Origin of the sequence: Wolbachia endosymbiont (group A) of Melieria omissa (assembly GCF_964031125.1) — a bacterium.
Taxonomy (GTDB): Bacteria; Pseudomonadota; Alphaproteobacteria; order Rickettsiales; family Anaplasmataceae; genus Wolbachia; species Wolbachia pipientis.
This window is the reverse complement of record NZ_OZ035007.1, coordinates 716,847-740,313: the sequence shown is the minus strand read 5'-3', so window position 1 is coordinate 740,313 and position 23,467 is coordinate 716,847. Positions and strand designations below refer to the sequence as shown.

The following is a 23,467-nucleotide window of genomic DNA, read 5'->3' as shown; positions in this document are numbered from 1 at the left end:
TGCTGTCTTAAACGCTTTGTAAGCGCGTTTCGGCTTATATAGGTAAAAACCTAAAAATTTTTAAAGACATGCGATGCACGTAGTGCGAAAAATTAAACATGAGACGCCAAATACCCTAAGTTTTTTGTCATTAACCTGCACAGATTGCGAAGATAAATAAATAGCTTCAGTTTTATGATAAGGGAGCTGGCGGAGTTTGTCAAGAAAGTTTTTTCGTTTCTATTCCCAATAAAAGTGCGTTATATGGTTATGCAAGAAGTCTATTTACCCATTTGCTTAACTTTCTCTCTACTTTTTTTGAGTAAGGCCGCTATTGGCATGACAGACATTCATCGTAGTCAATATCTGTTTTTTGTTGCAATATTTCACTTTTTTTGAATATGTCATGCGAGACCTTATCGGCTCTCTGCATTGATTGTGATCTGCAGTAATATAAGCTCTTCAATCCTTTTTTCCAAGCAAGCATGTGTATTTTGTGCAAGTAACGTTTATGTACGTTGGCAGGTAAGAACAGATTTACTGATTGAGATTGACAAATATACGAAGTTCTATCACTTGCATGTTCTATAATCCATCTTTGGTCAAGCTCGTACGCTGTTTTAAATGTCAATTTTTCATGCTCACTAAGAAAATCTAAATGCTGAACGGAACCCTCGTTTGTTGAAATTGAAGACCATATTTTATCATTGTCTTGATTTTTTTCTGCTAATAGTTTTTGCAAGAATTTATTTCGCACTACAAATGAGCCTGTAAGTGTCTTTTGTATGAATACGTTTGCTGCGTATGGTTCTATTCCAGGGGAGGTATTACCTGCAATAATGGAGATCGAGGCAGTAGGAGCAATAGCGAGTTTGTGTGTAAACCTTTCCATTAGATCAACTTCTTTGGCATCAGAACATGCTCCCTTTTCTTCTGCTAATTTTTTAGAAACTATATCTGCTTGCTCGCGTAAATACTTAAATATTTTTTTATTCCATTGTTGTGCTGTTACTGATTCAAAAGGAACCATTTTGCTTTGTAAAAATGAGTGAAAGCCCATCACACCAAGACCAATACTGCGTTCTCTGGCTGCAGAATATTTTGCTCGCTGCATTTCATTCGGTGCTTTATTTATGAAATCTTCCAATACATTATCAAGAAAGCGCATTATATCTTCTATGAAGAGTTTATTGTCTTTCCATTCTTCGTAGTACTCAAGGTTTACGGATGATAGACAACACACAGCAGTGCGTGACTTATTCAGGTGATCATAACCTGTGGTTAAAGTTATTTCACTGCATAGATTTGACATCTTGATGTCTAAGTTGAGCTTTTTGTAAGATTCTGGCTTATTGTTATTTGTTGCATCAAGGAAAATAATGTAAGGTTCTCCAGTTTCAACTCTTGCTGTTAATATTTTGATCCATATATCCCGCGCTTTTACAGTTGAAATAACCTTATTGTTGTGAGGGCTTATTAAATTCCATTCTTGATCATTCTCAACAGCCTGCATAAATTTATCTGTTACTATTACAGCATGATGTATATTTAACGCTTTGCGATTTGGGTCACCGCCTGTTGGCTTGCGTAAATCTAGAAACTCTTCTATCTCCGGATGAGATACAGGAAGGTAGACTGCTGAACTTCCTCGCCTTAGGGATCCCTGACTAATTGCAAGCGTTAGAGCATTTTGCACTACAATAAATGGAACAATTCCTGATGTTTTGCCGCTACCCTTTACGCTTTCGCCTATTGAGCGTAAATTTCCCCAATAACTACCTATGCCTCCTCCACGTGCAGCAAGCCAAACATTTTCGTTCCATAGATCAACTATTCCCTGCAAGCTGTCTTCGGTTTCATTAAGAAAGCAAGAGATAGGTAACCCTCTCTTAGTGCCACCATTGCTGAGTATTGGTGTTGAAGGCATGAACCACAAGTTGCTCATGTAGTCATAAAGACGCTGCGCATGTTCTTTATTATTAGAATAGTAATTAGCAATACGTGCAAAGAGGTCTTGATAACTTTCATTTTCTATTAAATACCTGTCTGATAGAACTGCTTTTCCAAAGTCGGTTAATTTGCTGTCCTTTGCGTAATTAATGGTAATGTTATTCATAAAGTTCCTTTTATTCTTTTATTATATGTAGATACTTAAAAGTCATTTTGAGCGATTTTTAAGTTAGGTTTTTCGGATTTTCTTGTTGATGCTGTAATGCAAACAAGATACCGTCAACCTGACTGCCATATATTTTACAGTAACTCATATAACTTATTTGCATATTTATTTCTTTTGCAACATGTTGAACATAACTTTCTGAGTGACGAAAATAGTCTCCTTTATTTACAAAGTCAATACCTTCACCTTCCTTTCTTCTTATTAAACATACAATAACTCCTTTTTTGCTCGTAGATCTTTTTGCTAATTCCAACTCTTCTTGAAAGTCATGTAGATAATGTAGCACTTCAGCAAAGATAATTACATCATACTGCTGGTTTTTCTCTTGTTTAAGAAACTCTTTCATTTCCATATGTATTAATTCATTGTAAACAGGCTTACCTTTTATAAAGCATCCTCTTGCGATATTTAGCATTCTACTTGAAATGTCAATTCCTGTTATATGGTTTCCAATACTATTTATTTTCAAGAAATGACCACATATTCCAGTTCCACAACCAAGGTCGAGTATATTGAGCTCAGAAGTGGAGTTGTTGAAGATTTTTGTAATTATCATGTGTACAAGTTCATGCCCTCTATATTGTTTGGCAATCAACCAATGCTCAACAAAATATTCACCTGTGTAATCAAAATATTGTCTTATGAGGTTTTTTGGCAATTCTCTAATAGGCGCTGAGTTTGTCATTTTTTTTATATAGTAAGACGCCTCCTCGTGGTCATTATCTAATTTTAGTGCCCTTGTTAAATAATTATAAGCTTTGTTAGTATTCCCTACCGCAAAATGACACCTTCCGATGTTATACCAGACTATAGGTAAATGGGGGTAAAATATGCTAATTAACCAAAATCGTAACTTTGCATCTGATATGCTACCTTTATAAAAGTGATATAAACCGATTTCAATGTTGGTGTTTAACAGGTTCTTAGATTTTTTAAGAAGCACTGTCATTTCTTTATGAAGAGTATTATATTTATTCACAATGAAGTGTTTTACTTTCTTAATATTTAATACGCCAATGAGCTTAGACATACAATTTAAAGCAACGTTTTTTATAAAAGAGAGATTACTTTTCATACGTTAGAAATACTCCGAATGTTTATTATCATTTTTAGGCAATTGATTTTAACACATTTTATCTTACAAAATATCTTTTTTATTAATTTTTACTGTATATATAAGTTTACCACATATTTCTCAGATTATACTGTTTAGGATTGCTAGTATATTGTTGTTGATAATATAAGTAAATGTTTTGTGCAAAAAGGCGTTGACATATTATTTATTAGGTTATAACATATAAAAGATTAATTTAGTTTTTAGATGTTTGACAAGTTTTATGGTAGAGATTAATTTAATCTCAATTCAATTTTAATAATATTTAACTCTGCATATTCTGCATATAGTCGGATAAATAAATTATTAAGAGCACTTGATGGATGCCTTGGCGTTAAGAGGCGATGAAGGACGTGGCAGGCTGCGATAAGCTGTGGGGAATTGTCAACAAATTTTGATCCGCAGATTTCCGAATGGGGAAACCCAACTAGTTTAGCTAGTTATTACGTACTAAGTATGTAAAGCAAACTTGGTGAACTGAAATATCTAAGTAGCCAAAGGAAAAGAAATCAACCGAGATTCTGTTAGTAGTGACGAGCGAAAGCGGAAAAGGCTAGTGATTTAAGAATAAGAATTAGAATACTCTGGAAATAGTAACCATAGAAGGTGATAGTCCTGTATAAGTAGAAAGTTTTTAAATCCTTGAGTAGAGCGGGGCACGTGAAATCCTGTTTGAATATGGGGGGACCATCCTCCAAGCCTAAATACTCCTTAACGACCGATAGTGAACAAGTACCGTGAGGGAAAGGTGAAAAGAACCCCGGGAGGGGAGTGAAATAGAATCTGAAATCAAGTGCTTACAAACAGTTGGAGCTCTATATCAATTTATTGATATTTAGAGTGACAGCGTACCTTTTGCATAATGGGTCAGCGAGTTAATCTATGAAGCAAGCTTAAGCCGTTAGGTGTAGGCGTAGCGAAAGCAAGTCTGAATAGGGCGTTTTAGTTTTATGGATTAGACCCGAAACCAAGTGATCTAGTCATGACCAGATTGAAGGTGTGGTAAAACACACTGGAGGATCGAACCAGTTAATGTTGCAACATTATTGGATGAGTTGTGATTAGGGGTGAAAGGCCAATCAAACTTGGAAATAGCTGGTTCTCCGCGAAATCTATTTAGGTAGAGCGTTGTATGTATGTTGTTGGGGGTAGAGCACTGGATAGACTAGGGGGATTCACCGTCTTACCAAATCTAACTAAACTCCGAATACCAACAATTAATTATACAGCAGGCACACTACGGGTGCTAAGTCCGTGGTGAAGAGGGAAACAACCCAGATCACTATCTAAGGTCCCAAAATTACAGCTAAGTGGGGAAGGAAGTAGAAAAACCATTACAGCTAGGAGGTTGGCTTGGAAGCAGCCATCCTTTAAAGAAAGCGTAACAGCTCACTTGTCTAAATAAGTTTTTCTGCGCCGAAAATGTACCGGGGCTAAAGCTGTATACCGAAGATGTGAGTGCTTATTGATTTCGATCAATAGGCGCGGTAGCGGAGCGTTCCGTAAGTCTGTGAAGGTGGTTTGTGAAAACTGCTGGAGATATCGGAAGTGAGAATGCTGACATAAGTAGCGTAAAAGAGTGTGAAAAACACTCTCACCAAAAATCTAAGGGTTCCTACGTTAAGTTAATCTGCGTAGGGTTAGTCGGTTCCTAAGGCGAGTCCGTAAAGGAGTAGTCGATGGCAATTAGGTTAATATTCCTAAACCTCTTAAGTGTGACGGGTTTCGTATTTGTATAGATCTTATTGGATTGATCTATGCTTAAAAGAAGCTCCAGGAAATAGCACTTATATTTATGAGGCCGTACCGCAAACCGACACTGGTGGATGAGTAGAGTATACTAAGGTGTTGAAAGAATGATGTTGAAGGAACTCGGCAAATTATACCTGTAACTTCGGAAGAAGGGTAACCTGCTTTTAGGCAACTATGAGTAGGTGGCACAAAATAGGGAGTAGCGACTGTTTACTAAAAACACAGGACTCTGCAAACACGTAAGTGGAAGTATAGGGTCTGACGCCTGCCCGGTGCTGGAAGGTTAATAGGAAGGGTGCAAGCTCCGAATTGAAGCCCCAGTAAACGGCGGCCGTAACACTGACGGTCCTAAGGTAGCGAAATTCCTTGTCGGGTAAGTTCCGACCCGCACGAATGGCGTAACGATTTCTCCACTGTCTCCAACATCACTTCAGCGAAATTGAATTCCCCGTGCAGATGCGGGGTACCCGCGGTTAGACGAAGAGACCCCGTGCACCTTTACTATAGCTTTACATTGCTATTAAAAGTGTGATGTGCAGGATAGGTGGGAGACTTTGAAGTTATGGCGCTAGCTATAATGGAGTCAACCTTGAGATACCACCCTTTACACTTTTGATATCTAACTATGTTTCATTATCTGGAACTAGGACATTGTATGGTGGGTAGTTTGACTGGGGCGGTCGCCTCCTAAAAAGTAACGGAGGCGTGCGAAGGTAAGCTAGAGCTGGTCGGAAATCAGCTTGATAGTATAATGGCATAAGCTTGCCTGACTGCGAGGCTGACAGGCCAAGCAGAGACGAAAGTCGGTCATAGTGATCCGGTGATTCTGTATGGAAGGGTCATCGCTCAACGGATAAAAGGTACGCCGGGGATAACAGGCTGATGGTGTTCGAGCGTTCATAGCGACGACACCGTTTGGCACCTCGATGTCGACTCATCACATCCTGGGGCTGAAGAAGGTCCCAAGGGTTCGGCTGTTCGCCGATTAAAGTGATACGTGAGTTGGGTTTAGAACGTCGTGAGACAGTTCGGTTTCTATCTGCCGTGGGTGAAGGAAATTTGAGAAGGTCTGACTCTAGTACGAGAGGACCGAGATGGATATACCTCTGGTGTACCAGCTGTTATGCCAATAGCATCGCTGGGTGGCTATGTATAGATGGGATAATTGCTGAAAGCATATAAGCAAGAAACCCTCTTCAAAAAGATTTCCCAATTAAGGCCGTGGAAGACTACCACGTTGATAGGCTAGGTGTGGAAGCATGGTAACATGTGAAGCTAACTAGTACTAATAGCCTGATTGATTTATTTGCTTTCTATATGTGTGTATGCAGTGTTAAATATTAAGTTAAAATTGTTAAGTTAGAAATTTTTATTGACTTGGTGGCTATAGCAAAAATGAACCACCCGATCTCATCTCGAACTCGGAAGTGAAACTTTTTAGCGCTGATGGTACTTGAAAAGGGAGAGTAGGTCGCCGCCAAGTTTATAAAAATTTCTTTGTTAATTAGACAGTAGGTATACTTATATTTTAACTTTCTTGTTTTGTTACTATTCTTTAAGTTTTTACTTTAACTACGATATCTTTTTTTTCTTATATGTTCTTGGTCATTTTCTACATTATTTAGCATTGTTCCTACTTCCCCTAATTGATTCCCTTTTGAAGGAGAATTACTGATTTCTGGTAATATTACATTACCTCCCACTTTTTTAAATAATTCTTCTTGTTGGCGAAATGCTGACCTCCAATCTGTTCCTGTTCCTTTAGGAAGAAATAAGAATTGATACATCTGACCAAAGCCTGTGTTATTTACCTCTTTTATATGCTCTACCATTCACCACACCCATTAACTATTTTTAAAAATTTTACCTATATTATCATAAAAAATATAGTTGTAAATACCTTAATTGAGATTTTTTTTATTTTATCTTTTTTAAGCAAATAGTTAGATCTTTTTGTAAATTTTTATAACTTGCTTGCATAATGTTTCTATGAGTTAGTATTATGTAGTAGTGCCCTATATTACTTATATTTAAAATGCTAATTTTAGCAAGCATTCGTAGTTGCCTTTTTATTTTATTTCTTTTTGCTGCTTTTCCGGTTTTTTTACTGATAGCCAGACCTACTCTAATAGTATGAATGTACTTTTCAGGTTCTCTTTCTTTTATAGCGTACAGTGATATATAAAGCCCACGATAAAAAAGACTGTTGAGTGCTAACTTATTTTTGAAAGCAGAAGAAAAATCTTTTTTTTTATACTTACTATGCGCATAATTTGTTACACCCTAATGAACGGCGCCTATTAAGGATTTTTCTTCCAGCTCTTGTTGCCATACGTGAACGAAATCCGTGTCTGCGCTTTCTTATCAAATTTTTTGGTTGAAATGTTCTCTTCATTGTTTTTATATTAATATAATTATTTATTTTAAATTGTTTTACTTTATTGTCAAATAATGGTGAACTTGTATGACATTTTCGTAGAATAAAATTTGATGCATGGAAGAATGAATTCGGTGATAGTCATACCTGTCTTACTAATCCTTTTATTTTGTTTTAGTAGGTTTCAAGAAGTAAATAAGGTTAAATCTTATCTATATCTTAGTTGTGTATGGATGCTAACTTGGTTGTTAGTATTCTATAATAATTGTTTTGTAACTTTTATTTCTATAGCGTTACTTTTTTTCATGCTTGCTTTTATCTTTAAAAATAAAAGAAATAAGATAATAAAACTTTCGTTATTTGTGGCTTTGGCCATATCATTTTTTATCACTTTATTTATAATGCTGTCTATTTTTATTCAATCCATTAGTTTTTTTAATAAAGTAGCTATTTCAGAATTCTTGTTTTGCTTGAAATGGGGCCACAATGTAGTCACTATCAATGAAGAGAAGATAGGATGTTTTGGTATAGCGCCGCTTTTAGTTGGTACATTACTTATAACTATTATAGCAATGTTAGTTGTCGTTCCGCTTGGTTTATTTTCTGCAATATATATTAGTGAATATGCGAGTGAGAAAGTGCGTTATATTGTTAATACAACTTTGCAAGTTTTGTCTGCTATTCCTACGGTTGTATATGGATATTTCGCGGTTGTGTTTTTGTCTTTCTTTATAAAGCAGGTAGCAAATTTTTTTGGTTTAAGTATACACTCAGAAAGTGCCTTAGTTGCCGGTTTATCGATTGGGATAATGATTCTTCCTTTTATTATTTCTTTACTCGAAGATGCCATAAGATCTGTTCCAAAAAGCTTGCGTTATGGCTTCATGGCACTTGGTGCAACTCCAGCGGAAACTATATGGCATATAACAATACCTTATGCAATGCCTACAATTTTAAGTGCAATTTTATTGTCAATTTCAAGAGTGATAGGTGAAACAATGATTGTGCTAATGGCTGTGGGAATCAACGCAAATTTGACTTTTAACCCTCTTAATTCAGTTACTACCATTACCGTGCAGATCGCTACATTACTTACCGGAGATCAGGATTTCAATAGTGTACAAACTCTTGCTGCTTATGCGCTTAGTTTAGTATTGTTTATTATTACTTGGCTATTAAATGCATTTGCATTGTTTGTAATGAAGCGTAACTAGTAAGCGTTTTAATGTTGCAAAATTTCTATTAATAATATAAAATTTATTTTCTTTAGAAGTTCTTTTATGGAATTATAGTGTTAGGTGATAAAAATAAAGAGATGAATATAGGTAGAGCGATTAAGGTAACTCAAGCAGTTGTTGATATAAAATTTGAAGGTGAATTGCCTAAAATATTTAATGCTTTAAAAAGCAAACTAAAATATAAGGATAAGGAGCTGGTTTTAGAAGTTTCGCAGCATATAGGTGACAATATAGTTCGTTGTATTGCTATGGATAGCACAGATGGCATGTCAAGGGGGGATGAATTTGTTGATACAGGTGCACCAATATCGGTGCCAATTGGGCGTTCAACTTTAGGAAGGATTTTTAATGTTGTTGGAGAGCTTATAGATGAGTGTGGTCCACTGAAGGGAAAGTATAACTTAGAGCCTATACACAGAGCACCTCCAAGTTTTACTGAACAGAGAATACAGGAAGAAGTTTTAGTTACGGGAATAAAAGTTATAGATCTTCTTGCACCTTATCTTAAAGGAGGAAAAATTGGCTTATTTGGTGGAGCCGGTGTTGGTAAAACAGTCCTAATAATGGAATTAATTAATAATATAGCAAAAGCTCATAAAGGATTTTCTGTGTTTGCCGGGGTAGGGGAGAGAACGCGTGAAGGTAACGATCTTTATCACGAGATGATCACTTCAAATGTAATAAATATAAATGAGCATGAAAAATCTCAAGCTGTTTTGGTTTATGGTCAGATGAATGAGCCTCCTGGAGCAAGGGCTAGAGTTGCTTTAACAGCACTTACTATGGCAGAATATTTCCGTGATAAGGAAAATCAAGATGTTCTATTTTTTGTGGATAATATCTTTAGATTTACACAAGCTGGTTCTGAAATTTCTGCTTTACTTGGAAGAATACCGTCAGCTGTTGGTTATCAGCCAACCCTTGCAACTGATATGGGTGCAATGCAAGAAAGAATAGCTTCAACAACTTCTGGCTCTATTACTTCTGTGCAAGCTATATATGTTCCTGCGGACGATTTGACTGATCCAGCCCCAGCAACTACATTCTCTCACCTTGATGCAACCACAGTGTTGTCAAGGCAAATAGCTGAAATGGGAATATACCCTGCTGTTGATCCACTTGATTCAACCTCTCAGTCTTTATCTGCTGAAATCATTGGTGAAGAACATTATAATGTAGCTTCTGAGGTGAAACGTATATTGCAAACTTATAAATCACTGCAAGATATTATCGCAATACTTGGTATGGATGAGCTATCTGATGAAGATAAAATTATTGTTGATAGGGCTCGTAAGATTCAGAAATTTCTTTCTCAACCTTTTCACGTTGCAGAAATATTTACTGGCATGCCTGGTAAATTTGTTTCACTTTCTGATACTGTTTCCAGTTTTAAAGGGATTGTTGAAGGCAAATATGATCACTTACCAGAGGCTGCTTTTTATATGGTGGGGAATATAGATGAAGCAATAAAAAAGGCTGAATTAATACAAGCTGAAGCTAAATAAAAGTTAAAGATTATGAATACTTTTAAAGTGCAATTTTTCTCTCCTGATGATCAAATTTCATTCAGTGGAGTGGTTTCTCTTTCAGTAACTGGGCTCGAAGGGGAGCTTATGATTTTAGCTCACCATGCTCCTTACTTAATTTATTTATTGCCTGGTATGATTACTGTTAAAATGAGTAACCAAACAGAAAAGAAGGTTGTAATTGATAGTGGCGTATTAGAAGTTGCAAATAATAATTGTAGCATTATAACAAGTCAAATTCAGGTTTTTGATCGTGCAATTCATGATGAGAAATCGTTTAAAAATAAGAGAATTAGTATATATTTAAGTTATCTTGATGAGAAGTTTCTTTCTTAGTTATTTTAGGCAAAAAGTCAATTATCATTCAAGTGGCTATAAGATTTTTGCTCAGGGGGCTCTTTTTTGTCATCCCAGAAACCCCGGGGTGTCATCCCAGTGTCGGAGTACTTTAGGTGTATGATCCCAGAGTGTGATGGTATGGGACCATACACCTAATCAAATAAAAATTAAAGAAGGAGAGTTGGTTGTAACGGTTGGAGATAACGACTTTGTTTTACCTGGAATTTACGTTGGATAAACTACAAAAAATAACAGGTAAAAATCAACGTAAATTTAAGATAAATCGATTTTATTAGTATTATCAAATCAAAATCTGTTTTTAATTAATCAATAATACTTTTTTACATATTTTCATCCCCTTTCATGGATTTTTTAATTTTATAGATGATATCTAATATTATTAGAAGCATTGTAAAATATCTTATGAGAAAAATTATAAAATATATTAGCATTATTGGTATTGCATGTTTAGTATTGTTATTTTTTATATCTAATGTGGAAACACGCGTAAAAACACAGGAAGAACAATTATTCCTAGCTGTAGAAGATGGTAATGCACAAGAAGTAAAACTATTACTCAAAAATGGTGCAGACCCAAATTGACCTTACCCAGAAAAAGTAGAGAGAAAGTTAAGACGTTTTTATCATGAGAATAAATTGTGCAGGAATGCAATAGTTATAGCTCTTTTTACAATAATCCGAACAGATCATAATATGCTACTGCTCTACCATAGGCATAAGCACATATCTTATCCTATTCGGACTATTGCGAGAAGTGCTATAATAGTAGAATGTCTACGTTATTTGTTATAAAAGATTTCTATGTATTCAAATATGGCAGTTCTGGTTTGTTGAGCGAGAAGTATCAATAAGCAGCTCCCTTTTAAGTGAACTTTTCTGCAACAGAGTTATCGTAACAACAGCCCTTATGGCTCATGCTGGAAATGATGTTTTTTGTATTCAATAGAAATTGGTAATTTTGAGAGGTATACTGTGACCCTTGATCGCTATGTAACAGCAGATTTTTATCGGGTTTGCGTTTATCAACGGCCATCAATAAAGAATCTATAACTAATTATCATGTTACTCATTAACCACCATGCGTGAATATAGGTCAATTATTGCCGCCAACAACCTTCTTTAGTTTTTATGTAGGTAATCCCAAACTTTATTTGGCTGATCAGTAGTAAAATTTTGATCCAATGTGTTCGGAGCCACAACTCGGTTGCTTATTTGCTGTTTTTTATTTTTGAACCTTCGTCTAAACTTGGCTTTAATGCCATTTTCTTGCATAACACTTTGTACTGTTTTAATTTTTGCCTAAAGCTTTTAATTCAGCGTGAATTTTAGGGGCTCCATATCTGCATTTAGAAGCTTGATGTATTTTTTGAATATCTGCTAGAAGCCCTTCTTTTGCTAATTCTTTACTGCTTTTTTCCTTAGCAACCCATACCACCAGTACAAAACCCTACATAGTTCCTGTGTTTTATAGCAATTTCTATATAAAAGAATACTTTACTCTTTTTCTTTGCCCAGGGCTTTTTTTAAGATGTCTCTTTCTCTTATTAGCTCTTTTTTTAGATCAAATCTTTCTTTGTCATAAGGAGCCTTTGCCTGGAAATGCGTATGCTCCAGACATTTTTCCATCATATTTTCTTACTTAACATACTACCATCTATACCTAGATCTTTTGCTATTTTTGTACTTGCTTGACCTGTTTCTTTAACCAGCTTAACAGCTTCTAATTTGAATTCTGCTGTATATTCTCTTCTATTTGTCATATTTTGAAAAAACGTTTTATTTTACTCCAAAAACGTCTTAACTTTCTCTCTACTTTTTCTGGGTAAGGTCACTACTTGGATGACAGATAGTAGTGCGAAAGTCTCTTACAACTTACTTTTAATTAGTCTAACCCATGCGTGCCAATCCCTCTCACCAAGATTGCTTTCAAAAGATAGGAGATCCTTTACAGCTTTTGAGCAAATTTCTTCACTTGGAATTGATAACTCCTTATTCATTGCTAACGTTAAACATTGAGTTTTGCACGCTCGTTCTAAATGATATGTGTAGAACATTGCTTCTTGTATAGTCCGACCACACGTTATAGATCCATGATTACGCATTAACATGACAAAATTTTCTTTCAGATCAGCTATTAACCTCTTTCCTTCTGTATCGCTAAGTGCTAGGGAATTATAATTATGGTAAGAGATTTTATTGTAAAAGTGCAGTGCCCATTGACTTATAGGAAGCAGCCCATCTTTGAGAGAAGAAACCGCTACAATAGAAGGTGTATGCAAGTGAAAAATTGCTTGAATATCTTTCCTTGCTTGATAAACAAAACCATGAATTATATAGCCAGTTCTATTATATTGATATTCTTTGCCTTCAATTACATCTCCATCAAATGATACTTTCATTAACGAACGTTCATCTACTTCATCAAAACGCATACCAAACGGATAAATATAAAACGACTTTTGATCTTCAGAACGCACTGAAAGGTGAGTATATGTATGATCATCGAACTTAAGGTAGGACAAAATCTGATAGGCATAGACTAGATCCCTTTTTACTCTGCTCTTTGTTAACAACACAATCCTCTGTTAGAATCTTCTGAAGGTTTATACGCGAAAAGAGACTTGTAGTAAACTAATAAGTCTATGCCACTCTGTCTTGCTTTCTGAATACCAAACACTTTTGTGTTGTAGCTTGCTTAAAAATAGTTATCGTTATTATAGAGTTTATATACAGAATTTATGTTTTTAAATTACATAATATCTTAACTACAAAAATAATTTTCTATATAATATTTCATATGTTTTAAAGCTTCATTTTTATGTTATTATAAATGTAAGTTTCAAGATTGAAAATAATATGGTAAATATTAACACAAAAAAACAGCCAGCAGGATTTTTCATATATCTCTCTGGTCTTTCGGGAAGTGGTAAACTTTCCACAGCAATAGAATTATCTAATATGATAGACGCATTAATTGTAAATAGCAAGTTCTATAACAATGTTCAAGCTTGCTCTATATACGATGGTGTCTTTGAACGTGATCAAATACCTAAAGAAGTTCAAGATAGAATATATGGCATTATGCAAATTATGCTTCAGGTAATAGAAAATTATCCGATTCACTCAAAAAATTACATATTTATTGATGAGTTGATGGAAAATAATGACCAGAACATGAGGATGTATGATTCAATAGTAAGGCTTAGTAAAAAAATGAACACAGAAATCCTTCCTGTGGTACTTAGGTGTGATCTACCGACATTACAAAAGCGTATTGCATTAAAAAGGCAAAGAAAAAATAGGAAGGTGATTAATCTAAATAGCATGATAGAGCAATGTAGGATTAACAATTTATTTACACCACCGAGTGCTATAGAGATAGAAAATTCAAATATGAGTATAAAAGAAGTAGCTCAAGAGATAGTAAACCAGATGCACAAGCTTAGCCAAATTGCGTGTATGCAAAAAAATAGTCTATAGCAATTTCATATACTGAGGCTCATTTAAATATAGAGCTTCAACTTCATTTAATTTTTGCTTGTTCTTCAGTCTATAATGAACTAATAGCCCTGCATGGCTAGCATTTAAATTGCAATCCATATGTGTACTGCTTGTAGCGTAACCAGGGTCACATGCTGCAGTTGGACCAGACAGCGGCAATAAATTGAAATCAAATAACTGTGTATAAAACCCTTGAGCATTTTTGATTATAGCTCTGATATTTTTTTTGCTATTTGCACAAAGCAAAGATATTGCGTAGGCTTGAACTTCCAGCGCACTAACCCCGTATAACGGCTTATTTGTAGCAAGATTTATACCTTGTGCAGCTGATATACCAACTCTAATTCCAGTGAAACTTCCTGGTCCAACTACTACCGCCAAATGATCTATTTTATCATAATTATAGTTGTGCTTATCAAATAAAGTACTTAGTATTTGAAAAAATGATTCTGCATGACTATTGCTGGTGGAATTGTGCTCTACAAAACAGTTACCATCATAATCAACTATTGCTATTGAACTACCAATACCTACAGTATCAATCGCTAAAATAGACATTACTTAAGCTTATCATAGAGTTTTGAAAATATTATAGTAAAGGCACCATTACCCATAACATTTGCTGAAGTGATTATTGGATCAAACACTATATACAATGCTGTAATTAACGAAAGCATTTCTGGAGAGAATTTGAGATATTTCTCAAGAATAGGTAGCATTACCATAATTCCTCCTGCCGGCACTGCCACGATAGCAAACTTAAATAACAAAAAATAGAGAAGAAAAGTTACATAATCTATTGTGAACAATGAATAACCGGAGGCAATTATCATTGATAATATTATGATAAAAAAGCAATCACCTACTAAATGAAAGCTAGCAGTTATTGGTACAACAGACGATGCTATGTCAGGTTGCTTTACATTTTTTTTGCTTCCTTCAAGAGTAAGTGGCATAGTTGCATTACTAGACATTGTGCTCATTGCAGTAATAAATGCCGGTATCATATTGCCTATACTAGCTATCCAGCTTGTGATCTTGAATGAATTTGCTGCTCCATATAAGAGGAAAACATAAAGGTAGGTTGCAGATGCTATAATAATGAAAATTATTGAGTAATCCTTAAATATTATAGATAAAACTTGATCATGCTGCATTTTTAAAGCAAGCCCAAGTACAAATATTGGAATAATCGGCGTCAAAAACGTCTTCAAAAGAAAGAGAGTTAAATCTAACATTTTGTTCGAAAGCTCTTTGCTTTTCTTGGGTAGCAGTGTGGACACTACTATGCTGGACACAAATCCACAGGCAAGGGCATAAAAATTAGAAAGCAATGCAGGCAGCCTAAACGACCATAAGGGAACAATTGTTTCTTCATACGTTATATCTTGTATTGAATGAGTGTTTTGTATGATAAAATGCCCAACAGAATAAGCTATTAAACTTGAAGCCAGATTTGACAAGAAGATCATTATAATAAGTAACAATATGAACTTTATAGCTGACTGCTTAAGATTGTTAACACTGCTAAAGATTAACGCAAAAATAATAAAAGGCATTATAAATAGCAAAACCTCTTTTATACTCAGGCTCGTTGAGTACAAGAAGGTTTTTGCTTCCATTGGAACTAAATGACCAAAGAATGCAACTGAAGTGATGACCGTGAGTAAGATTAATAGTTGTAGCACGTTCTTATATACCAATGTCCTATGGACATATATATGGTAAGTTAGTTGTTAAGTAAAGCAAAACTGTCTAAACTGCACAGCAAATGACGTAATGAAAGTAGCTGACACTGGAATGACAAAGAAGAGTGAAATTAGCACTCACTTATTATTCGTGTCGTTTTCAGTAAAAGCCTCCTCCCATGTGCCTTGAGTTGCTGCACGGCTATACTCTGTTACTCTATTTTCAAAGAAATTCGTATGTTCCACGCCATTTAGTATTTCATCAAGCCACGGAATAGGATTATCATTAACATCATATATGGACTCAAGACCTAATTGCATTAACCGTCTGTTTGCTACGTAGCGTATGTAATTGCGCACTTCTTCTGCAGATAGTCCTTCAACGTCTCCGAAATTAAAAGCAAGCTTTATAAACTCATCCTCAAGCTCAACAATAGTGCGGCATGCAGAATATAATTCCTCTTTAAACTCGTCGTCCCAAATTTCATTATTCTCTTTAATAAATGTATTAAACAACATGATAATTGAATTGGTGTGCAAAGTTTCATCACGGGCTGACCAGGCAATTATTTGTCCCATGCCTTTCATTTTTCCAAAGCGTTGAAAATTGAGCAAAATTGCAAATGATGCGAATAACTGCAACCCCTCGGTAAATGCACCAAACACCGCTAGAGTTTTAGCTACATGTTTTTTATCGTGTTTTTTGCTTTCCTCGAATTCTAACATGTATTCATACTTCTTTCTCATAGCATCATACTTTAAGAATGCTTGATACTCGCTTTCTGGCATGCCAATTGTGTCTAAAAGATAAGAATAAGCTGCAATGTGTATAGTTTCCATATTGGAAAAGCTTGCAAGCATCATGCATATTTCCGTTGGCTTAAATATATTTGAATAATGCCTCATGTAGCAGTTATTTACTTCAATGTCTGCCTGAGTAAAAAATCTAAAGATCTGGGTTAGTAGATTTTTTTCTACACTTGAAAGTTTAGTTTTCCAATCCTTTACGTCATCAGCAAGCGGAACTTCCTCAGGTATCCAATGGATTCTTTGTTGCTGCAGCCACGCATCATACGCCCAAGGGTAATTAAAAGGTTTGTATATTGGATCTGCTTCTAACAATGACATAAGACACCTATTATTTTCTAAAGTAAATATTATATTAAGTGATATTGAGAATCAGTCAATTTAACTTTTTTGAAATTTGACGGCAGATAATTTATTAGTGTATTATAGCTTCAAGTAATTTATCAACAGAAATGCGAGTATTAATATCTTTTATTTTATTATTTACAGTGAGCTGCACTCACACTATTCACAATCACGGAGCTCCTGGCATTAGTGTTGAATTGTGGAGCAAGATAAAAGTAGGTGACGATAAAGAAAAAGTGGTTCACACTTTAGGATCACCAACATTAGTATCAAAGTTCGATGACAATGTTTGGTACTATGTCTCATATAAAATTAAACAAGCCAATTTTTTAGGAAAAAGGAAGTATAGTAGTAAGTCTCTGCAAATTTCATTCGACCAGGACGGTAAAGTTGAAGATACAAAAGAAACTGACATCTTAGAGAGATCTTTGGCTGTTTCTGATTGAAAGTTTGCTCAGATCTTCCTGCGTCATACCGCGGTTCATTCCATAACTGTACGAACATTGCGATTTGGGCCTACCAGAAGGGTGTCATGAAAGTAGCTGACACTAGTTCCTTTATGACGGCAGTGCCCAGACTACTTGGATCCAGGAAACTTAATTGCAAGTAATGCATTGGGTTTGGTAAGTATGGGTTTTGCGTTATAGAATGAAGCACTTTTGGTGAATTTGTAAAGAAAACTGGATCCCAGTGGGCTTTGTTGCATCGCTCTTCGGATAGTAGGTAACGCACAATAAATTTATGAAGCTATCTCAAATTTAGCCATACCAATATCAGTGAACTTATTGAGCAAATAGCATTTAACAAGTAGTTCCTTCTCTCTATTTGTCTCAGATTTATTCCTAAAACTAAACCCGAATGTTTGTTTCAGTCGCGAGAAAAAACTTTCTATATAAGATCTTTTTCCGTAGTTTGTTTGCCTTTTCCACCTCTTCATTCCATCTTCGCTGCATGATTTTATTAGTCTAATTGCAGCATTTCTCTCAGCCATATAGTCTAACTTTGGATGCTCTGCTGCGTTGTTTTTCGGAGGAATTTTCGTTTTTATACCATATTGATTACACAGCTTATAGAGCTTTTCTCTGTCATATGCCCTATCTGCATATAGTACTTTTATGACATACTGAAAATCGACTTCTTTTAGCAAATCACAAGCTCCATAGTGATCAGCCGTTACTGTATTTTACAGCTATGGCTTTTTTGCTGTTTGTATTCAACATTACATGCAATTTTCTTGTCTGTTCATAGCTGCGATACTTTCTATCTTCGCTATTTTCTTTGCTATGACCAGGAGTGTTGTTGTATATACTAATTCCTGTACTGTCTATAGCAATTTCGATATCTTCCATATTATTTTCTGCAATCATTGATCTTAATATTGAGTTTCTTAAACCTTCTTGATGATTGTGAATAGCTGATAACTTGCAGATTTTTCCCAATTTGCTCAAGGTATCCTGCTATAAACCCAACTGTTTGCCTCAGGCCTATTCTAAATAAACAAGTTATTATGTGCACCAAAATTACAACTTTATCGCTATAAATATTGTTGCCACCTGGTATTTTTGGACCATTCTCGTACCACTTTTCTATGGCTTCGTTGATATAATGAAAAATATTTCCTCTTTTTTCTAGAAATTTGTTATATTCGCTATGGTTACTGACCCTCATTTTTTGTGGCATATTTTTTCTTTCAAGGTTAAATGGCTATTTTATAATGAATTTTGTCAGTAGCCACCAGATTTTTTCAGTTGCTATGCAACAAAGCCATCCCAGTGTCAAGCACTGGGATGACACCATTTGTTGTAAACTCACTTTTACTCTATGGTTATACTACCTTGCTGCTATCCTGAACGGATACAGTGGGCTTATTAAATTATAGAATTACTTTAGCTATAGAATAAAATCTAGTGTTACTTCACGCCAAATGTGGTGGTGCTGAGTAGGCAAGCCGGTCAATGGGCTACATTTATATACTGCACGCATTGCATTATCTGCTATCGACCTGAAAAGTGGATTATTTCGATAGGAATCACTGTCTGCTACATCCGCCATAATTATCTCGCCTTGACTGGATAACAATAAGTTAATTTTTATATTAAAATTTTCTTTGTAAGCTATGCTTTCAGGAATGCTCCAGCATTTTGTGAGCTTTTCTCTTATAGAGTTAATAATTTCTGTTACAACTAATTCATCCTTTTTGCTCTCAACGCTTTTTTCGTTTCCTATTTCATTCTTTGCCTCTCTGACATCCCTTCTTAGTTTCTTCTCTACACTTTTTTTTCTTTTTGGAACAGGAATGAATTCTTCTTGCATTTCGATAATTTGCCTCGGTTGTGCTACAACAGTGTGCTCAACTATTTCTTTTTTCCTTTGTGGTATAGGAACAGCTAACGTATCATTCGTTTGGGCTTTTGTTGAAGATAACGAAAAAAGCAAAAAACAACATAAAGACAAAAAAAGAATATAATTAGAATAGAAAAAACGCATATGTTAAGCAGCTTGTTTTACTGGTTTAAAGCTAATATTGCACGTAAAGTCAATATATTTTAGTTGATGGACAAGTTTGAAGTAAATAAGGAATCCCTTCAAAGTTGCAGGCAAGAGAAAGATTGTCTTCTCGACAGACAAAGGAATTGTATAATGGATTAAAAGGAATCCTATGACAAGAATTATAGCAAAAGAATATACAGAATTTTTAGAGCAGTTGAAAGATCGTATTGCAACAAGCCGTTATAAGGCAGCGCTTGCAGTAAATAGTAAGCTTATCTTGCTCTACCATTATATTGGAACAGAAATCTTAAAACGGCAAAGAGAACACGGCTGGGGAGCTAAGGTAATTGATCAATTAAGTAAGGATTTGAGAAGTACATTTCCAGAAATGAAAGGCTTTAGCATGAGAAATCTGAAGTATATGCGTAAGTTTGCCGAAGAATATCCTGATGTTGAATTTGTGCAGGAGCCTCTTGCACAATTAACTTGGTATCACAATATCACTCTTTTGGAAAAAATAGAAAGTCATGAAATAAGATTATTTTATGTAAAAAAAGCTATTGAACATGGCTGGTCACGTAACATTATGGTGATGCAGATAGAACTTGGACTACATAAACGTCAAGGAAAAGCAATAACTAATTTTAAAGAAAAATTACCATCTCCACAATCCGATCTAGCACATTACACATTAAAAGATCCGTATATTTTTGATTTTTTAAGTATAGGTAAGGATGCTCATGAAAGAGAAGTAGAAAAAGGACTCGTAGGGCATATGGAAAAATTTCTGTTAGAACTCGGTGAAGGATTTGCATTTGTTGGTAGACAATTTCATTTAGATGTTGGTAATAAAGACTTTTATATTGATTTATTATTCTATCATTTAAAGTTACGTTGCTTCGTAGTGATTGAACTAAAAGATAAGGATTTTAAGCCGGAATATGCTGGTAAAATGAATTTTTATCTTTCTGCAGTTGATGATTTACTGAAGCACTCGACAGATCAACCTTCTATAGGGTTAATCTTATGTAAATCTAAAGACGATGTACTTGCTAAATATACACTCCGAGACATGAACAAGCCAATAGGGCTAGCAGAATATCGAATAACTGAAAATCTACCAGAGAACATAAAAACAGCTTTACCGACGATAGAAGAATTAGAAGCTGAATTATCCAAAATTTCAGACGAGGAAAAGTAATGTTACTAAAATCATTCAAACAATTATTTAGCAAACCAAAAGCTCAGTATGAAATGCATCAGGCTCAGGAAGAAGAGTGGCAGCCAATAACTTACTCTCTCATAGCCTTGAAACTTTGGAAGCAAACAGTAACGGAGTAAGTGATTTTTATGGATTACACGCTCTAGGTGCACTATCCTATATATCATACGGTCAATACACTCTAAATGAGATGGAAAGATGAAGGCATCATTATAGCTGCTAAAAAATACGGCGATAAAAACTTAATTCTTTCTCTGTTTACAAAAAATCATGGAAAGCGCAGGGGATTAACTAAGCTAACAAACAATAGCAATTATAAGTTTCAGATAAGTAATCTATTACATGCAGAATGGAGTGCTAAGTTACCTGAAAATCTAGGTTTTTTTAAGTGCGAATTAATCGAATCTCCATTCCATCATTTCTTTCAAGATAGGTTAAAAAGCATTACTATTGTTTCTTTCTCCTCTATTTTAGAAAAAGTGCTTCCAGAAAGTGAACCCTGTGCCGTGCTGTATGACAATTTTCGATATTTCATCGATGTAATTAAACACAACAATCAGTCTTGGCAAAGCCATTATCTTAACTTAGAGCTTCTGCTTCTTACGCAATTGGGATTCAAGTTAGACTTATCCAAATGCGCTGTAACAGGTGTTAAGGAAAATCTGCAATTTATTTCTCCAAAAACTGGTAGAGCAGTGTCAAAAAAAGTAGGAGATTATTATGCAGATAAACTCCTACCTTTTCCACAAATGTTGCATGATGTATACAATAATACCCTACAAAACAGCTACTCATTCCAAGAATTTCAGTTAGGACTGAAAGTCACAGGATATTTTTTAAATAAGTATCTATTTTTGCAGTTAAACGTGAAATTTCCAGAGCTGAGAAACCTCATGTTGTCGCTTTAATCTTAGTTATCATTTTTTTGAAATCATTTCAGAAATCTATAGCTAACCCAAGCAACACGTCATACCGCGATTCATTCCAGTGCTTGACACTGGAATCCAGAAATTTTGCTTATAACTGAGCTGATGAGCTAAAGGTAGTTGTCTTACGCTAAAACAAACGTTTTTAATTAAGTTGCATAGAAGCTGGATCCCAGTGTCTGGGCACTGGGATGACATCCCACTGGTGGGAATTGCTCCCAAACTACAACGTTCGTACAGTTGTGCGCGGTATCTCAGCATAGATTCCGCTAACGAGTAGCGGAATGACGGTTGTCGGTAAACTTAAGCCACTTTAGCTATAGCCAGTAACCACTCTATTTCTACCACTGTTTTTTGCTTTATATAAATATTTGTCGGCACGTACTATAAATTTTTTAATATCATCAAAGTCAGATCCTTGCATTTCTGCAATTCCAATGCTCACAGTTACATTATGGGTTGTATTTTTATCCGCAAGTACAAAAGGTTCTTTAGCAATAATTTTTCGTATTCTCTCCGCAATAGTATACGCATCTGATACATTGGTATCTGGCATTACAACAACAAACTCCTCACCACCAAACCTAGCTAGTAAATCTGTCACTCTGATATTTTCAGAAATTCTTTTCTGTATTTGCTTTAAAAGTTCATCTCCAGCACTATGCCCAAAACTGTCATTCACTATCTTAAAATAGTCTATATCAAGTATCATAAGAGACAACCTTCTATCCTTTTCCACAGAGTCCTTAACAATGTTTCTTAAGTGTGCATCAAAATATCTTCTATTATAACAGTTAGTTAATGGGTCCTTTATAGACATTTCCGCATTATTAAATAAATTCATTCTCAAGGCATCTTGATATCTTTTGCGTTTTACTTGCGAATTAACCCTTGCTATTAGCTCACCCTCATCCAAAGGTACTGTTAAATAATCATTAGCACCTACATCAAGTGCTTTTACTAAATTGTTTTTATCATAATCCTCAGAAAGAATCAGAATTGGTGTATAACGTGTTTCCACCTTACTACGAAACTCAGAACACAAACGCAAGCCGTCAGTTTTTGAAAATTGCATATCAGAAATGATCAGGTCGTAACCATTCTCAATACCAACCTTCAATGCTTCCATTGGATCACTCAGTATTTTAATTGACCTAAAGCGTTGCTTTAATATATTATGTATCTGCTCTGCTTGATGAACATCCTCATCTATAACAAGTATGTTAGCATCAAAAATCTGATTGGAATAATCCATAATACTGTTTCCTGCGACTCCACCAATCTCAGCGTTAGTTTCTCCTCTCAAACGCAATTCATCGATAATCATCTTTAAGCGTGTGAGAGACTTAATTCGTGCAGATAAAGCAGTTTCGTTTATTGGTTTAGTCAGAAAATCATCCGCGCCAGCATTAATACCTTGCACTCTATCATGAGTATCATGCAGCGCAGTTACCATAATTATTGGAATATGGGTTGTCAAGGGATCACTCTTTAGCTCCTTACAAACTTCAAAGCCATTCATCTTTGGCATCATGATATCAAGTAATATAATATCAGGCTGCTGCTTTGCTACTAAATCTATAGCTTCTTCACCATCATGAGCTACGATAACCGTATAGTACTCTGCTTTTAGTCGAGCTTCTAAAAGCTTGACATTAGGTAGTACATCATCTACTACCAGAATCTTCGCTGTCATTATCTTTAGATGTATTATCTATATCGTAAGTAGGATAAAGCTTACCATTTTTACCAACTATGTAATTTACTTTCTCAGTATTACACTCTTTATATAAGTCTTCAATTCCGGCATCCTTCAATAACCTTCTGGCTTTTAACCTTACAATTGTAAAATACCTATATATAGTCTTAATAAAATCAATAAATACAGGTACCTTATTTTTATCAAGAACAATTATGCTCACTAAAGCTACAACTAAAATTTCTGAAAGACCTATATTGAACATTT

The 23,467-nt window shown here is 35.1% G+C and carries 20 protein-coding genes, 2 rRNA genes and 3 pseudogenes; 11 read left to right on the top strand and 14 right to left on the bottom strand.

Features of this window, described 5'->3' with window-relative positions:
- Nucleotides 1–310: 310 nt before the first annotated feature.
- Nucleotides 311–2,095, bottom strand: a complete 1,785-nt coding sequence (locus ACQH2Q_RS03380) for a ribonucleoside-diphosphate reductase subunit alpha (protein ID WP_425383360.1) — start codon at nt 2,093–2,095, stop codon at nt 311–313.
- Nucleotides 2,096–2,153: 58 nt separating this feature from the next.
- Nucleotides 2,154–3,230 carry a methyltransferase domain-containing protein gene (locus tag ACQH2Q_RS03375; RefSeq protein ID WP_425383359.1) on the bottom strand — a complete coding sequence of 359 codons (1,077 nt, stop codon included), beginning with the start codon at nt 3,228–3,230 and terminating at the stop codon, nt 2,154–2,156.
- Between the two features lie 335 nt (nt 3,231–3,565).
- Here ACQH2Q_RS03375 and ACQH2Q_RS03370 point away from each other — a divergent pair.
- A 23S ribosomal RNA gene (locus ACQH2Q_RS03370) occupies nt 3,566–6,331 on the top strand.
- Between the two features lie 66 nt (nt 6,332–6,397).
- Nucleotides 6,398–6,504: ribosomal RNA gene (rrf, locus tag ACQH2Q_RS03365) — 5S ribosomal RNA — on the top strand.
- Between the two features lie 85 nt (nt 6,505–6,589).
- Here the strand turns inward: rrf and ACQH2Q_RS03360 are convergent.
- The 3 genes and pseudogenes from ACQH2Q_RS03360 to rpmH all read right to left on the bottom strand — a co-directional run bounded on the left by ACQH2Q_RS03360 (nt 6,590) and on the right by rpmH (nt 7,416).
- Nucleotides 6,590–6,853: a hypothetical protein gene (locus ACQH2Q_RS03360; RefSeq protein ID WP_077188558.1), complete on the bottom strand. Its 264-nt coding sequence runs from the start codon at nt 6,851–6,853 to the stop codon at nt 6,590–6,592.
- An 85-nt stretch (nt 6,854–6,938) separates the two neighbouring features.
- Nucleotides 6,939–7,214 (bottom strand): annotated as a pseudogene (gene rnpA, locus ACQH2Q_RS03355) (ribonuclease P protein component); the annotation flags it as partial.
- A gap of 67 nt (nt 7,215–7,281) precedes the next feature.
- Entirely contained in the window at nt 7,282–7,416 is a 135-nt protein-coding gene (gene rpmH / locus ACQH2Q_RS03350) for a 50S ribosomal protein L34 (RefSeq protein ID WP_006279898.1), read from the bottom strand.
- 107 nt (nt 7,417–7,523) lie between these two features.
- Between rpmH and pstC the strand changes: the two genes are divergently transcribed.
- The 4 genes from pstC (at nt 7,524) to ACQH2Q_RS03330 (ending at nt 11,104) form a co-directional block, all read left to right on the top strand.
- A complete protein-coding gene (pstC, locus tag ACQH2Q_RS03345; protein WP_038199744.1) occupies nt 7,524–8,612 on the top strand; it encodes a phosphate ABC transporter permease subunit PstC in 1,089 nt (362 codons plus the stop codon).
- A 101-nt stretch (nt 8,613–8,713) separates the two neighbouring features.
- Nucleotides 8,714–10,141, top strand: coding sequence for a F0F1 ATP synthase subunit beta (gene atpD / locus ACQH2Q_RS03340; RefSeq protein ID WP_264339588.1), 1,428 nt, complete (start codon nt 8,714–8,716; stop codon nt 10,139–10,141).
- A gap of 12 nt (nt 10,142–10,153) precedes the next feature.
- Nucleotides 10,154–10,498, top strand: coding sequence for a F0F1 ATP synthase subunit epsilon (locus ACQH2Q_RS03335; protein WP_006279902.1), 345 nt, complete (start codon nt 10,154–10,156; stop codon nt 10,496–10,498).
- Nucleotides 10,499–10,885: 387 nt separating this feature from the next.
- On the top strand, nt 10,886–11,104 hold the full coding sequence (locus ACQH2Q_RS03330) for an ankyrin repeat domain-containing protein (protein ID WP_007549659.1): 219 nt from the start codon (nt 10,886–10,888) through the stop codon (nt 11,102–11,104).
- 197 nt (nt 11,105–11,301) lie between these two features.
- On the opposite strand, the pseudogene ACQH2Q_RS03325 reads toward ACQH2Q_RS03330, so the two are convergent.
- Together ACQH2Q_RS03325 and ACQH2Q_RS03320 are read right to left on the bottom strand one after the other, a co-directional pair.
- Nucleotides 11,302–12,282 (bottom strand): annotated as a pseudogene (locus ACQH2Q_RS03325) (IS3 family transposase).
- Between the two features lie 105 nt (nt 12,283–12,387).
- Complete coding sequence (locus tag ACQH2Q_RS03320) at nt 12,388–13,098, bottom strand: class II aldolase/adducin family protein (RefSeq protein WP_155969022.1); 711 nt, start codon at nt 13,096–13,098, stop codon at nt 12,388–12,390.
- A gap of 280 nt (nt 13,099–13,378) precedes the next feature.
- Here ACQH2Q_RS03320 and ACQH2Q_RS03315 point away from each other — a divergent pair, with 280 nt between their 5' ends.
- On the top strand, nt 13,379–14,002 hold the full coding sequence (locus ACQH2Q_RS03315) for an AAA family ATPase (protein WP_155969020.1): 624 nt from the start codon (nt 13,379–13,381) through the stop codon (nt 14,000–14,002).
- On the opposite strand, the gene tsaB is transcribed toward ACQH2Q_RS03315, so the two are convergent.
- From tsaB to ACQH2Q_RS03300, 3 genes are all read right to left on the bottom strand, one after another.
- Nucleotides 13,997–14,581, bottom strand: a complete 585-nt coding sequence (tsaB, locus tag ACQH2Q_RS03310) for a tRNA (adenosine(37)-N6)-threonylcarbamoyltransferase complex dimerization subunit type 1 TsaB (protein ID WP_155969018.1) — start codon at nt 14,579–14,581, stop codon at nt 13,997–13,999. The genes ACQH2Q_RS03315 and tsaB overlap by 6 nt on opposite strands.
- Nucleotides 14,581–15,711 (bottom strand): dicarboxylate/amino acid:cation symporter, encoded by a 1,131-nt coding sequence (locus ACQH2Q_RS03305; protein WP_264339318.1) that lies wholly within the window; start codon nt 15,709–15,711, stop codon nt 14,581–14,583. Before ACQH2Q_RS03305 ends, tsaB begins: the two co-directional genes overlap by 1 nt.
- A 138-nt stretch (nt 15,712–15,849) precedes the next feature.
- Entirely contained in the window at nt 15,850–16,839 is a 990-nt protein-coding gene (locus ACQH2Q_RS03300) for a ribonucleotide-diphosphate reductase subunit beta (RefSeq protein WP_155969016.1), read from the bottom strand.
- 131 nt (nt 16,840–16,970) lie between these two features.
- Here ACQH2Q_RS03300 and ACQH2Q_RS03295 point away from each other — a divergent pair, with 131 nt between their 5' ends.
- The gene (locus ACQH2Q_RS03295; protein ID WP_006279908.1) at nt 16,971–17,309 is read left to right on the top strand and encodes an outer membrane protein assembly factor BamE; all 339 of its coding nucleotides are present in this window, start codon (nt 16,971–16,973) and stop codon (nt 17,307–17,309) included.
- A gap of 293 nt (nt 17,310–17,602) precedes the next feature.
- On the opposite strand, the pseudogene ACQH2Q_RS03290 reads toward ACQH2Q_RS03295, so the two are convergent.
- Nucleotides 17,603–18,543 (bottom strand): annotated as a pseudogene (locus ACQH2Q_RS03290) (IS5 family transposase).
- Nucleotides 18,544–18,753: 210 nt separating this feature from the next.
- Nucleotides 18,754–19,350 (bottom strand): hypothetical protein, encoded by a 597-nt coding sequence (locus ACQH2Q_RS03285; protein ID WP_425383358.1) that lies wholly within the window; start codon nt 19,348–19,350, stop codon nt 18,754–18,756.
- A gap of 172 nt (nt 19,351–19,522) precedes the next feature.
- Between ACQH2Q_RS03285 and ACQH2Q_RS03280 the strand changes: the two genes are divergently transcribed.
- The 3 genes from ACQH2Q_RS03280 (at nt 19,523) to recO (ending at nt 21,483) form a co-directional block, all read left to right on the top strand.
- Nucleotides 19,523–20,554 (top strand): PDDEXK nuclease domain-containing protein, encoded by a 1,032-nt coding sequence (locus tag ACQH2Q_RS03280; protein ID WP_341817697.1) that lies wholly within the window; start codon nt 19,523–19,525, stop codon nt 20,552–20,554.
- A complete protein-coding gene (locus tag ACQH2Q_RS03275; RefSeq protein ID WP_007548500.1) occupies nt 20,554–20,694 on the top strand; it encodes a hypothetical protein in 141 nt (46 codons plus the stop codon). The genes ACQH2Q_RS03280 and ACQH2Q_RS03275 overlap by 1 nt, the downstream gene beginning before the upstream one ends.
- Before the next feature lie 66 nt (nt 20,695–20,760).
- Nucleotides 20,761–21,483, top strand: a complete 723-nt coding sequence (recO, locus tag ACQH2Q_RS03270; protein ID WP_141456877.1) for a DNA repair protein RecO — start codon at nt 20,761–20,763, stop codon at nt 21,481–21,483.
- Between the two features lie 331 nt (nt 21,484–21,814).
- On the opposite strand, the gene ACQH2Q_RS03265 is transcribed toward recO, so the two are convergent.
- Both ACQH2Q_RS03265 and tatB read right to left on the bottom strand, forming a co-directional pair.
- On the bottom strand, nt 21,815–23,197 hold the full coding sequence (locus ACQH2Q_RS03265; protein ID WP_425383357.1) for a PleD family two-component system response regulator: 1,383 nt from the start codon (nt 23,195–23,197) through the stop codon (nt 21,815–21,817).
- Entirely contained in the window at nt 23,169–23,465 is a 297-nt protein-coding gene (gene tatB / locus ACQH2Q_RS03260) for a Sec-independent protein translocase subunit TatB (RefSeq protein ID WP_010082258.1), read from the bottom strand. The genes ACQH2Q_RS03265 and tatB overlap by 29 nt, the downstream gene beginning before the upstream one ends.
- Nucleotides 23,466–23,467: the final 2 nt, after the last annotated feature.

Excerpts from the sequence above, each read along its gene's own strand:
- tsaB (WP_155969018.1), bottom strand. The coding sequence starts at position 14,581 with ATGTCTATTTTAGCGATTGATACTGTAGGTATTGGTAGTTCAATAGCA.
- ACQH2Q_RS03275 (WP_007548500.1), top strand. The coding sequence starts at position 20,554 with ATGTTACTAAAATCATTCAAACAATTATTTAGCAAACCAAAAGCTCAG.
- ACQH2Q_RS03315 (WP_155969020.1), top strand. The coding sequence starts at position 13,379 with ATGGTAAATATTAACACAAAAAAACAGCCAGCAGGATTTTTCATATAT.
- ACQH2Q_RS03335 (WP_006279902.1), top strand. The coding sequence starts at position 10,154 with ATGAATACTTTTAAAGTGCAATTTTTCTCTCCTGATGATCAAATTTCA.
- ACQH2Q_RS03280 (WP_341817697.1), top strand. The coding sequence starts at position 19,523 with ATGACAAGAATTATAGCAAAAGAATATACAGAATTTTTAGAGCAGTTG.
- ACQH2Q_RS03375 (WP_425383359.1), bottom strand. The coding sequence starts at position 3,230 with ATGAAAAGTAATCTCTCTTTTATAAAAAACGTTGCTTTAAATTGTATG.
- atpD (WP_264339588.1), top strand. The coding sequence starts at position 8,714 with ATGAATATAGGTAGAGCGATTAAGGTAACTCAAGCAGTTGTTGATATA.
- ACQH2Q_RS03295 (WP_006279908.1), top strand. The coding sequence starts at position 16,971 with ATGCGAGTATTAATATCTTTTATTTTATTATTTACAGTGAGCTGCACT.
- pstC (WP_038199744.1), top strand. The coding sequence starts at position 7,524 with ATGAATTCGGTGATAGTCATACCTGTCTTACTAATCCTTTTATTTTGT.
- ACQH2Q_RS03265 (WP_425383357.1), bottom strand. The coding sequence starts at position 23,197 with ATGACAGCGAAGATTCTGGTAGTAGATGATGTACTACCTAATGTCAAG.
- ACQH2Q_RS03285 (WP_425383358.1), bottom strand. The coding sequence starts at position 19,350 with ATGCGTTTTTTCTATTCTAATTATATTCTTTTTTTGTCTTTATGTTGT.
- ACQH2Q_RS03360 (WP_077188558.1), bottom strand. The coding sequence starts at position 6,853 with ATGGTAGAGCATATAAAAGAGGTAAATAACACAGGCTTTGGTCAGATG.
- rpmH (WP_006279898.1), bottom strand. The coding sequence starts at position 7,416 with ATGAAGAGAACATTTCAACCAAAAAATTTGATAAGAAAGCGCAGACAC.
- recO (WP_141456877.1), top strand. The coding sequence starts at position 20,761 with ATGAGATGGAAAGATGAAGGCATCATTATAGCTGCTAAAAAATACGGC.
- tatB (WP_010082258.1), bottom strand. The coding sequence starts at position 23,465 with ATGTTCAATATAGGTCTTTCAGAAATTTTAGTTGTAGCTTTAGTGAGC.
- ACQH2Q_RS03380 (WP_425383360.1), bottom strand. The coding sequence starts at position 2,095 with ATGAATAACATTACCATTAATTACGCAAAGGACAGCAAATTAACCGAC.
- ACQH2Q_RS03330 (WP_007549659.1), top strand. The coding sequence starts at position 10,886 with ATGATATCTAATATTATTAGAAGCATTGTAAAATATCTTATGAGAAAA.
- ACQH2Q_RS03300 (WP_155969016.1), bottom strand. The coding sequence starts at position 16,839 with ATGTCATTGTTAGAAGCAGATCCAATATACAAACCTTTTAATTACCCT.